This is a genomic window from Mesorhizobium sp. U510, from assembly GCF_059180695.1.
Genome location: NZ_CP180532.1, coordinates 1,851,268 through 1,865,193 on the forward strand (window position 1 = coordinate 1,851,268; position 13,926 = coordinate 1,865,193).

The 13,926-nt window shown below is 62.3% G+C and carries 11 protein-coding genes and 1 tRNA gene; 1 reads left to right on the forward strand and 11 read right to left on the reverse strand.

Features of this window, described 5'->3' with window-relative positions; all coding sequences use genetic code 11:
• Positions 1–238: 238 nt before the first annotated feature.
• From mmsB to chvE, 3 genes are all read right to left on the reverse strand, one after another.
• Complete coding sequence (gene mmsB / locus ACLGL5_RS10890; RefSeq protein ID WP_019863148.1) at positions 239–1,525, reverse strand: multiple monosaccharide ABC transporter permease; 1,287 nt, start codon at positions 1,523–1,525, stop codon at positions 239–241.
• Positions 1,522–3,054 carry a multiple monosaccharide ABC transporter ATP-binding protein gene (gene mmsA, locus ACLGL5_RS10895; RefSeq protein WP_038644461.1) on the reverse strand — a complete coding sequence of 511 codons (1,533 nt, stop codon included), beginning with the start codon at positions 3,052–3,054 and terminating at the stop codon, positions 1,522–1,524. The genes mmsB and mmsA overlap by 4 nt, the downstream gene beginning before the upstream one ends.
• 161 nt (positions 3,055–3,215) lie before the next feature.
• Entirely contained in the window at positions 3,216–4,286 is a 1,071-nt protein-coding gene (gene chvE, locus ACLGL5_RS10900) for a multiple monosaccharide ABC transporter substrate-binding protein (protein ID WP_010913404.1), read from the reverse strand.
• 312 nt (positions 4,287–4,598) lie between these two features.
• Here chvE and ACLGL5_RS10905 point away from each other — a divergent pair, with 312 nt between their 5' ends.
• Entirely contained in the window at positions 4,599–5,588 is a 990-nt protein-coding gene (locus ACLGL5_RS10905; protein ID WP_038652073.1) for a LysR family transcriptional regulator, read from the forward strand.
• 84 nt (positions 5,589–5,672) lie between these two features.
• On the opposite strand, the gene ACLGL5_RS10910 is transcribed toward ACLGL5_RS10905, so the two are convergent.
• The 8 genes from ACLGL5_RS10910 to ACLGL5_RS10945 all read right to left on the reverse strand — a co-directional run bounded on the left by ACLGL5_RS10910 (position 5,673) and on the right by ACLGL5_RS10945 (position 13,850).
• The gene (locus ACLGL5_RS10910; RefSeq protein ID WP_069090964.1) at positions 5,673–6,122 is read right to left on the reverse strand and encodes a hypothetical protein; all 450 of its coding nucleotides are present in this window, start codon (positions 6,120–6,122) and stop codon (positions 5,673–5,675) included.
• 138 nt (positions 6,123–6,260) lie between these two features.
• Positions 6,261–6,334: transfer RNA gene (locus ACLGL5_RS10915), tRNA-Gly, on the reverse strand.
• Between the two features lie 97 nt (positions 6,335–6,431).
• Positions 6,432–8,318, reverse strand: coding sequence for an acyltransferase family protein (locus tag ACLGL5_RS10920; RefSeq protein ID WP_069090965.1), 1,887 nt, complete (start codon positions 8,316–8,318; stop codon positions 6,432–6,434).
• A gap of 105 nt (positions 8,319–8,423) precedes the next feature.
• A complete protein-coding gene (locus tag ACLGL5_RS10925; protein WP_245307023.1) occupies positions 8,424–10,025 on the reverse strand; it encodes a hypothetical protein in 1,602 nt (533 codons plus the stop codon).
• 151 nt (positions 10,026–10,176) lie between these two features.
• On the reverse strand, positions 10,177–11,202 hold the full coding sequence (locus tag ACLGL5_RS10930) for a glycosyltransferase family 2 protein (RefSeq protein WP_019863154.1): 1,026 nt from the start codon (positions 11,200–11,202) through the stop codon (positions 10,177–10,179).
• A 110-nt stretch (positions 11,203–11,312) separates the two neighbouring features.
• On the reverse strand, positions 11,313–12,743 hold the full coding sequence (locus ACLGL5_RS10935) for a sensor histidine kinase (protein WP_069090966.1): 1,431 nt from the start codon (positions 12,741–12,743) through the stop codon (positions 11,313–11,315).
• A complete protein-coding gene (locus ACLGL5_RS10940) occupies positions 12,740–13,414 on the reverse strand; it encodes a response regulator transcription factor (RefSeq protein ID WP_038644477.1) in 675 nt (224 codons plus the stop codon). Before ACLGL5_RS10940 ends, ACLGL5_RS10935 begins: the two co-directional genes overlap by 4 nt.
• Before the next feature lie 49 nt (positions 13,415–13,463).
• Complete coding sequence (locus ACLGL5_RS10945; RefSeq protein ID WP_064984677.1) at positions 13,464–13,850, reverse strand: hypothetical protein; 387 nt, start codon at positions 13,848–13,850, stop codon at positions 13,464–13,466.
• Positions 13,851–13,926: the final 76 nt, after the last annotated feature.

Consider the following 13,926-nt stretch of genomic DNA (forward strand, 5'->3'; position numbering starts at 1 on the left):
CCCAAGCGCGGCTGGGACGTCGCCCATGCCACGGGTGAAATTGTCCGTTCGGATTGCGCTCGCGGGGCCTGGTTCCTTGAGGGAACTTCTTCGCGCCGGCTGGTTGCCGGCAGCGCCGCGATGTGACCCGTATGCCTTCCTCGTTGCCTCGCCGGAGCGGTTCGGCCCGCTCCTGGTATTTTTGTTTCTGCGCAATTCCTGTGGGAAAACCGCGATGCGCTTTCCTGAACTGCCCCTGTCAGGCCTTGTTCTTGTTGTAGACGTCGAAGATCACGGCGCCGAGCAGCACCAGGCCTTTGACGACCTGCTGCCAGTCGACATTGACACCCATGATCGACATGCCGTTGTTCATCACGCCCATGATGAAGCCACCGACCACGGCGCCGATGACCTGGCCGACGCCGCCCATCGCTGAGGCGCCGCCGATGAAGACGGCGGCGATGACGTCGAGCTCTGAGCCCAGACCGGCCGCCGGCACTGCCTGGCCAAGGCGAGCCGCGATGATCAGGCCGCCCAGCGCCGACAGCACGCCCATATTGATGAACACCAGCAGCGTCAGCCGCTCGGTGTTGATGCCCGACAGCTGCGCCGCCTTGGGATTGCCGCCCATGGCGTAGATGCGGCGGCCGATGGTCATGCGCTTGGTGACGAAGACGAACAGCGAGATCAGCACGCCCATGACGAGCAGCACCACCGGCAGGCCCCTGTAGCTGGCGAACTCATAGACCAGGAACAGCGCCAGCGCGCTGGCGACCAGCGTCTTGACGACGAACAGGGGGAAGGGCTCGGCTTCATAGCCGTGGCGTTCGCGCTTGCGTCGTGTCCTCACCCCGAAATAGGCATAGGCCACCACGGCGATCAGGCCGAGCACGATCGTCGTCATGTGCAGTGTCAGGCCGCTGCCCACGATGGTCTTGCCGGCGGCGTTCACCGTGGGCGGGATCAGCGTCAGCGGGCCGATAACGTCCGGGATGAAGCCCGAGCTCAGCGCCTTGAAGCCGTCCGGAAGTGGGCCTACCGACGAGCCGCCGCCCAGCAGCGCCTGGCAGATGCCGCGGAAGATCAGCATGCCGGCCAGCGTCACGATGAAGCTCGGTATCCGGTGATAGGCGATCCAATAGCCTTGCGCCGCACCGATCAGGCCGCCCACGACCAGGCAGACGATTGAAACCACCAGCGGATTGCTGAGCGGTCCGAGCTGCCAGATGACCATCATGTTTGCCGCCAGCGCGCCGATGAAACCGGCGACCGAGCCGACGCTGAGGTCGATATAGCCGGAAACGATGACCAGCAGCATGCCCAGCGCCATCACGATGATGAACGAGTTCTGCTGCACCAGATTGCTGAGGTTGACCGGCTTGAACAGCGTTCCCGACGTGGTGAACTGGAAGAACAGCATGATGACGATCAGCGCGATGATGAGACCGTATTCGCGCAGGTTCGTCGTCAGCGCCGAGACGGCAATGCGTGGACGCTGGTCCTCGGCGATGTTGCCCTGCGGGGCGGGGGCGCTGTCGGTGCTCATGCTGCTTTTCCTTCTCCCCGAACGATGGCGCGCATTATTTTTTCCTGACTTGCGTCCGCCGCGGGCATTTCGCCGACGATGCGGCCTTCGTTCATGACGTAGATGCGGTCGGTGATGCCGAGCAATTCCGGCATTTCCGACGAGATGACCACGATCGCTTTACCCTCCGAGGCAAGACGCGCGATGATCGTATAGATTTCATACTTGGCGCCGACATCGATGCCGCGTGTCGGCTCGTCGAGGATCAGCAATTCCGGGTCGGCGAACAGCCATTTCGACAGCACCACCTTCTGCTGGTTGCCGCCGGAAAGATTGCCCGTCATCTGATAGACGCTCGAAGCGCGGATATTGGTCTTCTTGCGATAATCGTTGGCAACGGCGAGTTCGCGCAGATCGTCGATCACGCTGTGACGCGACACGCCGCCGAGATTGGCAAGCGTGATGTTGTGCTTGATATGGTCGATCAGGTTGAGACCGTAAGTCTTGCGGTCCTCGGTCACGTAGGCGATGCCGTGTTCGACCGCCTTGCTCACGGATGAGACATCGATCGGCTTGCCTTTGAGCAGCACCTCGCCCGTGATGCGGCGGCCATAGGAACGGCCGAACAGGCTCATGGCGAATTCGGTGCGACCGGCGCCCATCAGCCCGGCTATGCCGACCACCTCGCCCTTGCGCACATTGATGTCGATGCCCTTGATCACCTGCCGTTCGGCATGGATCGGGTGATAGACCGACCAGTTCTTCACTTCGAAGACGACCTCGCCGATCTTTGGTTCGCGCGGCGGATAGCGGTCGTCGAGCGAGCGGCCGACCATCGAGGTGATGATACGGTCTTCCGAGATATCCTTCTTGGCCAGCGTCTCGATGGTGCGCCCGTCGCGGATGACGGTAACCTTGTCGGCGACCCGGTTCACTTCGTTGAGTTTGTGCGAGATCAGGATCGAGGTCATGCCTTGCCGCTTGAACTCGAGCAAAAGGTCGAGCAGCGCCTGGCTGTCCTTCTCGCTGAGCGATGCGGTGGGCTCGTCGAGGATCAGGAGCTTGACTTCCTTGCTCAGCGCCTTGGCGATCTCGACCAGTTGCTGCTTGCCGACGCCGATATTGGTGATCAGCGTCTTGGGGTCCTCCTTGAGGCCCACCTTCTTCAACAGCGCGCTGGTGCGCGCCTCGTTGGCATCCCAGTCGATCACGCCGTATTTGGCGTGTTCGTTGCCGAGGAAAATGTTTTCGGCAATCGACAGCATCGGCACCAGCGCAAGCTCCTGGTGGATGATGACGATGCCCTTGTGTTCGCTGTCATGGATGCCTTTGAACTGGCATTCCTGGCCTTGAAAGATGATCTGGCCGTCATATGTGCCCGCGGGATAGACGCCCGACAGCACTTTCATCAGCGTCGACTTGCCGGCGCCGTTCTCGCCGACCACGGCGTGGATTTCGCCTTCCTCGACGCTGAGGTTGACATTCGACAGCGCCTTCACGCCGGGAAACGTCTTGGTGATGTCGCGCATCTCCAAAATCGTCGAGGTCATAAGGGCAAGCTCCCAGACTTTCTTGTTTTTACGCAATTCCCAGGGGATGGCGCTACGCACTTTTCCTGGAATTGCTCTAGGCCGGCAGAAACAATACCGGGGTCGCTTGTGAACGAAAAGGGGCCCTGCGTCGCGCAGGACCCCAGATTTTATAACAGAGATTACTTCAGGTCTTCGGCCTTGATGTAGCCGGAGTCGACGACCAGCTTCTGGTAGTTCGACTTGTCGACCTCATGCGGCGTCAGCAGGATCGAGGGAACGACCTTGACGTCGTTGTTGTAGGTCTTGGTGTCGAGGCCGTCAGGCTTGCCGCCCGACAGCACCTTGTCGACCAGTTCGACGGTCGACTTGGCCAGTTCGCGGGTGTCCTTGAACACGGTCGAATACTGCTCGCCCGAGATGATCAGCTTGACCGAGGCGGTCTCGGCGTCCTGACCGGTCACAACAGGCCAGGGCTGAGCGGCCGTGCCGTAGCCCACGGCGCGCAGCGAGGCGGTGATGCCGCGCGACAGGCCGTCATAGGGCGACAGAACGCCATCGACGCGGCTGCCGTCCGAGTAGTTGGCCGACAGCAGGTTGTCCATGCGCGCCTGGGCGGTGGCGGCGAGCCAGCGCAGCGTGCCGACCTTGTCCATGCCCATCTGACCGGACTTGATCTTGATCGAGCCGTCGTCGATCAGCGGCTGCAGGACGGAAATCGCACCATTGTAGAAGAAGAAGGCATTGTTGTCGTCGGGCGAGCCGCCGAACAGTTCGACGTTCCACGGCTTGGTGTTCGGGAAGCGCTCCTTGAGACCCTTGACCAGCGAATTCGCCTGGATCACGCCGACGCCGAAATTGTCGAAGGTGGTGTAATAGTCGACATTGGCGGTCTTCTTGATCAGGCGGTCATAGGCGACGACGACGACGCCCGCGTCAGCGGCCTTCTGCAGCGCGTCCGACAGGGTGGTGCCGTCGATCGAGGCGATGATCAGCGCCTTCGGGCCCTTGGTGATTTCGTTTTCCAGCTGGCTGAGCTGGTTGGGGATGTCGTCCTGCGCATACTGCAGGTCGACAGTGTAGCCGAGTGCCTCGAGCTGGGACTTGACGGCGTCGCCGTCATTGATCCAGCGCTGCGAAGTCTTGGTCGGCATCAGCACGCCGACGAGACCCTTGTCGGCCGCGTGCGCCGAATAGGTCATGGCAGCAATGCCAAGCGCCGCGACTGCGGCCAGTGTCTTGATGATTTTCACGTAACTCTCCCTGGTTGATGGACGCAGCACCCCGGGGGTCGCGGGCCGCGCAATCGTGCAGAAGCGCCAAGGCACTGCTGCCGTCATATCGATCTCCGGTATCCTCCCATGGCCCCGAGCCGCTGATTTCAATCGATACGATTTTATCGTTGGCGACCGTTGCGTCTCGGAACACGGTGACGTTGCCGCCCTTTTGCCATAACTGTCAAATGCGATCTTTGATGGTTGCTATACCGCAAGTGGTATATGTTATGACGCGTGACGGGTTGCTGGCAAATGCCGGCGGGCCGCGAGCGGAGGCAGGAAAAAACCATGGCGGCGTTACGGAATCCGGCTGCGGGTTCAAATAGCTACAACGAGACTCCGGGCGATGGCGAAACCCTGCTGCGCAGCGGCCTCAGCCTGCGTCATATGCGCATGATCGTCGCGCTCGACGATCATGGCCGGGTGAGCGCGGCTGCGCAGGTCATGAACATTTCGCAGCCGGCGGCATCGCGCATGATTGCCGAGATGGAGGCGGTGCTCGAGGTCAAGCTGTGCGAGAGGCTGCCGCGCGGCATCACGCTGACGCCCTACGGCAAGGCCTTGGCCAGGCGTGCGCGTTCGATCCTGCTGGAGATGCGCGAGGTCGACCGCGAGATTTCCGAACTCAAGGCGGGCAAGGGCGGTTCCGTGTTTCTCGGTGCCGTGACGGCGCCGGCGATCGAACTGGCGGTGCCGGCGATCCGCGAAATCCGCCGCATCTATCCACGCATCGAGATCACGATGCAGGTCGAGACCTCGAATGTGCTGGCGCGCGAACTGATCGCCTCACGCCATGATTTCATCATTGCGCGCATCCCCGACGATCTCAATCCGCGGCTGTTCGAATCGCGTGTCATCGGTGTCGAGAAAGCCTGCCTGATCGTGCGTCGGGGCCACCCGCTGACCAGGGGCAGCGTGGTGCGGCTGGAAGACACTGCCGCCTATGACTGGGTCTTCCAGTCGGGCGGCTCGCCTTTGCGTCAGGCGATGGAGAGCAATTTCCTCAACCGCAACATCGCGCTGCCGGACCGGATCCTCAACACCAGTTCGCTGCTCCTGACGCTGGTCATGGTCGCGCAGTCCGACGCCATCGCGCCGGTCTCGGTGCAGGTGGCGAAATTCATCCAGAACCCCGACGGGCTCGCCGGCGCCATCGATGTCGTCCAGACCGAATTCGACATCGAGGTCAGGCCCTACAGCCTGATCACGGTCAGGAATCGCGCGCTGTCGCCGGCCGCCAAGATGCTTCACGACTTCATCCTGCGCGAAGTGGGGTGATGGAACAAGAAGTGCAGTCGCGCGTTCAGCCAAATCGGCATGCTCGCTGGAGCCCGTTTTGGGCGAGGGAACGAGGTGCCGATGTCAACAACTCGGGAGGTTTTGATGGAACGTCGGTTGTTTCTCACTGGAATGCTGGGCGTTGCGGGGGCCGTAGCGTTTGCGGGTGTAGTCGGACCCGGCCGCGCGGTTGCCGGTATTCCTCAGGGCAACGGAATTCTCGATGAACTGGACAAGCCGGATCCGGCTGTCTTCGAAGGCGATGACGACCTCGAAGTGGAAAAGGTCTCTCACCGTCGTTGGCATCATCGCTACTACGGAGATCGCCATTACGGAGAGAGGCGGCGGCGCCGCGGCTGGAGACGGGTTTGCCGTCGTTACTGGCGCCATGGACGCCGTCATGTGCGTTGCTGGCGCGAGCGGGTGTGGCTCCGCGTCTGGCTGTGACGAACCGTTGACGAAAAGGCCGGCCACCGCGACGTGGCCGGTGTCGTCGCCACGCGGCTGTGCGGGTAAGGTGGCGCCGCGAAACATCGACAACCTCGCCCGGCTTTCTCAAGAAGCAGACGCGCATTGGCTAGGATAGTTACGCGTGACCAATTCGTGCCGGCTCAGCCATTTCGGCAGGTTCCGGCACCGATCAAATCAGCGGCAAAATCCGGGGCGGCAAACTGGAGCGGGTAGCGGGAATCGAACCCGCGCGTTCAGCTTGGGAAGCTGACAGGCTACCATTACATCATACCCGCGCGTGCTCTCGTTACCATGAGGTTCGGCCTTCGGGCAATCGCAAAGCGGTTCCTCGAACAAACGCTCTTTCGCCTCCCTCGGCGCTGGCCGCAATTCCTATTTTGCCTTGGCGACCTTGTTGCTGGCGGCAAAGCTTGGCCAGTATTTCGAGATGGCGAGCGTCGCGCCGGCGGACGAGAAATGACCGTAGTCGAAGTAGAGGAACTGCCGGGTGCCGGCGTCGGCATAGGAGCAGCCTGCTGGGTCGCACAGATAGGCCAACGGGTCGATGAAAGTTGCCCCTTTGACGAATGGCAACACCTGCTTGTTGATGTCCGGATCCATGGCCATCGGCCAGGATGTGTTCGCGGCGTGCTCCCGTTTTGCGAAGAACGCGATTTTCTGGACGTCGGCGATGAACTCCGGAGACTGGCCGATGACATAGACCTTGACGCCCATGTCGCGCAGCCGGTCCACCGTCTTCTGGAGGCCGTCAAAGCCCCTTGCCTGGTAGTCGGTCCATCTGCCGCTCAGGATCACCGCCTGGATGTTGGCATCGCGGATGATCGACAGCGCCCGTTCGTTGAAGCGCGTGCAGGCCGGCCGAGCATAGGAGAAGTAGCTCAGATTGGGCGGGCAGCCGGCATAGGTGTACTGGACGACGTTGGCCTGGATCTTCTGTGCATTGGCCTCCAGCCCCGATACGTAGTGCGCGGCGAAGGAATCGCCCCACAGCAGCACATTGGTGGCAAAGCCATGCGTCCGCGTGCAGTCGGCGAGGTTCCAGTTCTCGATCCGGCTCCCGCCCTCGTTGAAACAGACGCCGTTGCGCCAGTCACCCACCAGGACCCGTTCCGTCGAGAAATCGGGGAACCGCTGCGGAAAACCCTTGCCCAGCGCACCAGCCAAGCCGACGACGCACAACAGGGCGATCGCCGTCGCCGAGAACGCGAAGATGGGCAGGGGGGCAGTGAAGGCCCGCTTCTGGCGGAAGGGCTGCTCGACATATTTCCACGAGAACGTCGCCAGCGCGACGCTGGCCACGATCATCGCCATGATCGTCGGCACGCCGATGGCCTTGAGCGAGAGATAATGGACGAACGAATTGATCGGCCAGTGAACGAGGTAGAGCGAATAGGAGATAAGGCCGATCCACACCAGCGGTGTGAGCCGCAGCACCTGCGTGGCGACAGGGACCGGCCTGTCCGCATGGGGCTGGCCAGCATAGATGAGCAGCGCCGTTCCGATGCAGGGAAACAGGGCATTGTAGCCCGGAAACGGATCGCTTTCCGAAATCGTCAGGAAGCCGAAGGCGATCAGGCCAAAACCGGCCAGCCCGATCAGTTCAGTCAGCGGACGACTGGCAAGCGCCGGCGGCTTTCTCAGCATCAGCATGGCGCCCAGCGCCAGTTCCCAGATGCGCGTCGGCAAGAGGTAGAAGCCGGCGGTCGGCGCCAGCGTGGTTGCCATGACCGCCAGGGCAAAACTGCCTATGGCAATCGGCAGCAATATCGTCAGCCAGCGCTTCGAGGCGTATCGGTAGATCAGATATACGAGGACCGGCGCGAAGATATAATACTGCTCCTCGACCGAAAGCGACCATGTGTGCAAAAGCGGCCGCAGTTCCGCGTCGATGGAGAAATAGTTGGTCGTTTTCCAGAAATAGATGTTCGACCAGAAGGTCGAGGCCGCGATCACGCTGAGGCTGTACTCATGGAGATCCGACGGCAGGAGGATGAACCAGGCGGCGATACTGGCGAGCAGGATGACGAAGGTCAGCGCCGGCAGGATGCGCCGCGCTCGGCGCCAGTAAAAGCGGCCGATCGAGAACTGGCCGCGCTCGAGATCGTCGAGCAGGCTGCCGCTGATCAGATAGCCCGATATGACGAAGAAGATATCGACACCGGTGAAGCCGCCGGGAATGGCCGATACGCCGAAATGGAAGAGCACGGCGGGCAGCACCGCAACGGCCCGCAGGCCATCAATATCGCGCCTGTAGTTCATTCGGCGGGTCCGTACGCCGTGGTCCTTGGCAGCCGTGCGGCGGAACCTGACATGCTCCTCATGCGGCGATGTCCCCGTCGTTCGAAAAATCGTGGCTCGTGGGCTTTACGGACTGTGCTCTGCAACACAAGTTTGCTGCACTGCAACATCCATGTCAAGGCGGACGCCAGACCTTCGAACGCTGACGAAACCGGTTTCGTCCGGACGCTGTAAGTCAGGCGCCGGGGGCAGGTAGATCACGGCGTCGTCGTCCGCATAGGCTCGCTTCCAGCCCAACTCCGCGAAGAAGGGGATGCGGGTATCGTCTGATGTAAGGAGTGCCCAGCCGATGGCGTATTTCTTCAGTTGGGCCTCGAGCAGTGGTTTTCCGTCGCTGTGTCCCGTCGCGTCCTCGGCTTTCGTGAAGCCGCCGAGGAACAACTGGTCCGTCCTGCCGTCGACATAGGTCTTGATGTCGTGGAAAATCAGCGTGCCGCCGAAATTATAGGAATTCAGCACGTTGCCGGAAAGCTGGTGATCCCGTGCGTATGCGAGGGCGCCGCTGGCCGCCGTCTTCGGGCTCGGCGCAACCTGGTAGGCACTGCCGAGGATGACGACTGCACCGACCAGCAGGACAGCGATTGCGCCGCAGATCGCGTAAAACTGGCTGGCGAAGAGTTTTTCCAGTCCGTCACGCTTTTCCGCCAGCCAGGTCGTGGTCGAGACTGTGGGGTATTGCCGGGCCACCTCGACCGCGATCACCAGGGGGATCAGCAGGAAGGGCAGATATACAAACCGCAGATGGGCGAGATAGACATGCAAGGCGAAGACGATGAACACCGCCTTGGCCCAGCCGATCCGCAGCCTCGATACTAAAAGTCCGAAAAGCGCCAACAGCATCACCGCTTCCTGGAAGACCTGCTCCTGCGCGTTGAACGCCCGCCACTCCAGGATGAGTGGCACCGCCTCGTTGCCATAGGCCACCGTGAACGTCGCCAGGATGGCTTTCATCCCATAGGGATGCATCAGGCTGACCAGCGGACAGAGCAGGCCGAAAGCAACCCATTTTGCCAGGAGGGCGGGTTTCGACAAGCCCGAGCGCGCCAGGAGATCGAGCCCGGCAAAGGCAGCAATGACGAAGCTAAGGGTGAACGTGGCATGAAGGTTGGCCCACAAGACCACAAGCACGAGCAGCCACAAAGGCGGGGCTCTCTCTTCCTGCGCGGCGCGAAACAGCATTGCCGTCCAGACGACGATGATCGGCAAGGTGAAGACGTGTGGACGAGCCGTATAGATCGGGGCGATCAGCAAAGCCGCGGCGAAGGCCAGCGCTATCGCCAGTGTCGGCTTCAGCCATGCGCTGAGGAACCATCCCATCAGGAAGACCGTCAAGCTGACCGTGGCGATGATCAGTGTGACGACGCCATTCCAGCCGCCGGCACGGTAGGCGAGGGCCAGAAAGACCTGCCCCAGCCATTCCTTGGCGATCCAGGGCTGACCGGCGAACGTATAGGAATAGGGGTCGACGACGGGAAACGTCCGGTTGTCCAGAAAGTCCAGCCCGACCTTCACTTGCCACCAACTGTCGGGATCCTGAAGCATCGCGCTGGCAGAGGTGGCAAGCCAATAGGCCACCAGGCACGCGCAGAGAAGGCAAAGTATCAGCCTGCTGCGTTGCGCGTCCCCGAGCGATGGCGTCGCCGTCGCGATTGCAGCGGCCTGGTTCATGTCACGGCTCCAGGTGACGGTGTCGCCTTCGCGATTGCGATGAGGCCTGCATACATGACGGCGCCAAAGCGCAGCATCCGCGAGACGTCAAACGGAAGAGCCGACCGCATCCTGCCCATGCCGTTCCCCTTGCATCCGCTCGACCTTCGCCTCAGCCACGCGCGGCTCTTTTCGCCATCTCCTGCAGGCGATGGACGGGCAGGTCGCTGTCCTTGGCCGGTTGGTCGCGCGAAACGATTTCGTTAACGAAGTAGAGCGGCCGCCGCTTCGTCTCCATGTACATGCGGCCGAGATACTCGCCGAAAATGCCGAGCACCAGAAGCTGGACGCTGCCCAGGATCAGCATGATCGCGGCAAGGCTCGTCCAGCCGGGCACCACGTTGCCCCTGGACCATTCAAGCAGTGTATAGCCGAGCACGACCAGGCCGAGCAGGCCGAACATCATCCCCAGCATCGAGGCAAACCGCAAAGGCACGATCGAAAAGCTGGTCATCGCGTCGACCGCCAGCAGGATCATCTTCTTCAGCGGATAGTGGGTGGTGCCGGCAAAGCGGCGGTGCCTCTCATAGGGGAAGGCGACCTGCCTGAGCCCGATCCAACTCACCATGCCGCGAATGAACCTGTAGCGTTCGGGCATCGCATTCAGATGGTCGAGCGCCCGGCGGCTCATCAGCCGGAAGTCTCCGGAGTCCGGTGCGATCTCGACATCGACCATCCGGCCGAGCAGGCGGTAGAACATCGAGGCGGAGGCCAGCTTGAACCAGCCTTCACCGTCGCGCTTCACCCTCTGGCCGTAGACGACATCGAAGCCTTCATCCATCTTCGCCATCATCGCGCCGAGCAGTTCGGGCGGATCCTGGAGATCGGCGTCGAGAATGAGGATGCGCTCGCCGCGGCAGAATTCCAACCCCGCGCTCAAGGCGATCTGGTGGCCGTAATTGCGGGCAAGGTCGATGGCGACGACATGGTCGTCCTTTTCGGCCAGTTCGAAAATGGCCTCGCGGGTGCCGTCGGTCGCCCCGTCGATGACAAGCACGATCTCGTAGGAATGGCTTTGCTCAAGGCATACGGCGCTGACGCGTCGGTGAAGCTCGGCCACGCCGTCACGCTCATTGTAGCATGGCACGACGACCGAAAGCGTGACCGCGCGGCGCGCGCCGATTTTTCCCGTTCCCACCAAAGCCTGGCTCCCGCTCTTGGAATGGCAATAGCGGCAATTGGTTAGAAAACAGATAAGCCAGGGATCGACATGGGGGCTTCGGCCGGCCGAGACGATGGGTCGGCACGTCACGAACGCACCGGCAACTCCATGCGGATGCGGGCGCCGCGCCAGGAGCCCGTCAGGATGCTGATCGTCCCGTCATGCAGCAGCGCGATCTGCCGGGCGAGGTTCAGTCCCAGCCCCGCGCCGCGCGACTGCGGCTGCAAGCGATAGAAGGGCTCGAAGACGTTCTCGCGCTCTTCCGCGGGAATGCCCGGCCCTTCGTCGCGCACCTCGATGCCACCGGCCTCGTCGATGGCGATCGTGATCGTGCCGCTGCCGCCGCCATGCTCGATCGCGTTGCGCACGAGGTTGGCGAGCGCCCGGTCGATCTGCAGGACATTGATTTCTACTCGGGCCTTGTTTGGCGACGGCTCGAAGGCAAGGTCATAGCCAGCCTCGATGGCCAGCGGTGCGAAGTCGGCCGCCACCCGGCTGACGAGATCGTCGAGATCGACGATCTGGCGCTGGTCCGACGAGCGGTCGAGCAACTGATGGTCGAGCAGTTGCTGGGCAAGATGCGACAGGCGTTCGATATCTTGCAGCAGCCGGGCGCTCTGTGGCTCCTGCTTCAGCAATTCAGCGCGTGTGCGCAGGATGGCGATCGGCGTGCGCAGTTCATGCGCCGCGTCGGTGAGGAAGCGGTTGTGGCGGTCATAGCCGTGGGCGAGGCGGGCAAGCGCCTCGTTGAAGGCATGCACGAGCGGCGCGATTTCCTGCGGCACCTGCTTGACCGGCAGTTGCATGGCGCGGGTGCCGATGTCGATGCGCGCTGCCTGGCGGACCGTTTCGACAAGGCCGGCGAAGGAACGGCGCACCACGGCTGGCGTCGTCACCAGCGTCGTCGCGCCCATGACGAGGATTATGGGCAAAAGCAGGATCGCGATGACGAGCGCGAGGGCCGGCAGGGCGCGCTCCCAATTCCTGCTGCCGTCTGGATTGCGGGCGACTTCGACAGTGGCCGAAATGTTGATCTCGAGGCCGTCTGTCTGTTGGCGCGACGACTGCGTCGCGGCGACGATCTGCACCGTGCCGGCCTTGGTCGACGCGTTTTCGATAAAGGCTTCCGGCCGCATGTCCTTGTCGGAGAATCCGATCGTGGCGTGATCGGCCCCGTCAAGCAGCTCGCCGAAGCCTTTGGTGTAGATGTCGGGTATGTTGCCGGCACGGACGCTCCCGCCGCTGCCGTCGCGAACGATGTACCAGACATTGGGGAAGCTCTCGCGAAACGCGGTGAGTTCTTCCGTTTCACGCACGATCAGCCTGCCGTCCTTGTCCCGGTCGACCGCATCCTTGACGGCCGCGACGGCGGCCTCATTGTCGATCAGCAGGCGCGGGTTGGCGATCCAAAGGGCTGCCGCGCAAAGCACGATGAAGATGAGCAGCGTCGCCGCCTGCAGCAGGATCAGCCGCCGGACCAGGATCCATTGCAGCGAGCCGGTACGGACCTTCTTCACGAGACCGCCCGCAGGAGATAGCCGAGGTTGCGGATCGCCCGGATCTCGATGCCGGCGGCGACATCGTCGAGCTTGCGGCGCAGCCGCGAAATATGCGCATCGAGCGCATTGGAGCCGATCTCGTCGTCGAACGCGTAGACGGCCTCTTCTAGCGCGCTGCGCATGATGGTCCGGCCCGGCCGGCGGAGCAGCGTTTCAAGCACCAGCCTCTCGCGCCGCGGCAGATCGAGCGCCTGGTCCTCGATCAGCGCTTCGCGATGGCGGAAATCATAGGTGAGGCGGCCGACCATCGTCTGGTTGGCGCGCGAGGTGAACGAGCGGCGGTGCAAGGCATGAAGCCGCGCGACGAGTTCCACCGTGGCGAAGGGCTTGACCATGTAATCGTCGGCGCCGGCATCGAGCCCGGCGACCCGGTCGTCCAACCCGCTCATCGCCGTCAGTGCGATGACAGGCACATCCAGATGCAAGGCACGCAGGCGCGGTATGAGGCTGAGACCGTCGCCATCCGGCAGCCGGCGGTCCAGCACCACCGCGTCGTGATAGCCCAGGCGGGCCATCGCCTCGGCATCGGCCAATGTCGCGGCATGGTCGACGATGATGTCCACACGCTCGAGCGCGGCCTTCAGCACGGAGGCCATTTCCGGTTCGTCCTCGATCAACAGGACGCGCATGAATAGTCTCCTTTATCCGCGGCCGGTCCGGGTCTGCGGCCGCGGCGATTCATTCGCATTCCAGCTTTGGCTGGCGGAAATTGGTGATGAACCAGCGACCGCCGGAAGCGCGGGCATAGAATGTGTAGAAGCATTCCTGACGCTCGATATAGCCGGGCGTCTCGGTCTCTTCATAGACGGTTCCGTGCTTTGTCTCGCGAACCTCGCCGCTCGATGTTCCGGAAACCGCTGACGTCGACAACTTGCGCCACTGATAGGCGCGCTCACCCTGGCCAAGATCGACGATCGCCGTGGGCGGACCATAATCAAGGACGACCGATTCGACCGGCTGCCCGACATAGTTCTTCATGATGTCGGAGGCGCAGCCCGCGAGCGCGATTGCGATGAAGAAGACCTTCGGGGCCTGTGTCAGGAGGCTGGCGCCATGCTTGGACATATTGGAACAGATTCCCATGGTGAAAATTCACGCACGGACCTAGATCGCGAAGATTGCATCGACATTGCAAGGACGC

Excerpts from the sequence above, each read along its gene's own strand:
- ACLGL5_RS10925 (WP_245307023.1), bottom strand. The coding sequence starts at position 10,025 with ATGAACCAGGCCGCTGCAATCGCGACGGCGACGCCATCGCTCGGGGAC.
- ACLGL5_RS10920 (WP_069090965.1), bottom strand. The coding sequence starts at position 8,318 with ATGAACTACAGGCGCGATATTGATGGCCTGCGGGCCGTTGCGGTGCTG.
- mmsB (WP_019863148.1), bottom strand. The coding sequence starts at position 1,525 with ATGAGCACCGACAGCGCCCCCGCCCCGCAGGGCAACATCGCCGAGGAC.
- mmsA (WP_038644461.1), bottom strand. The coding sequence starts at position 3,054 with ATGACCTCGACGATTTTGGAGATGCGCGACATCACCAAGACGTTTCCC.
- ACLGL5_RS10940 (WP_038644477.1), bottom strand. The coding sequence starts at position 13,414 with ATGCGCGTCCTGTTGATCGAGGACGAACCGGAAATGGCCTCCGTGCTG.
- ACLGL5_RS10910 (WP_069090964.1), bottom strand. The coding sequence starts at position 6,122 with ATGTTTCGCGGCGCCACCTTACCCGCACAGCCGCGTGGCGACGACACC.
- ACLGL5_RS10945 (WP_064984677.1), bottom strand. The coding sequence starts at position 13,850 with ATGTCCAAGCATGGCGCCAGCCTCCTGACACAGGCCCCGAAGGTCTTC.
- ACLGL5_RS10905 (WP_038652073.1), top strand. The coding sequence starts at position 4,599 with ATGGCGGCGTTACGGAATCCGGCTGCGGGTTCAAATAGCTACAACGAG.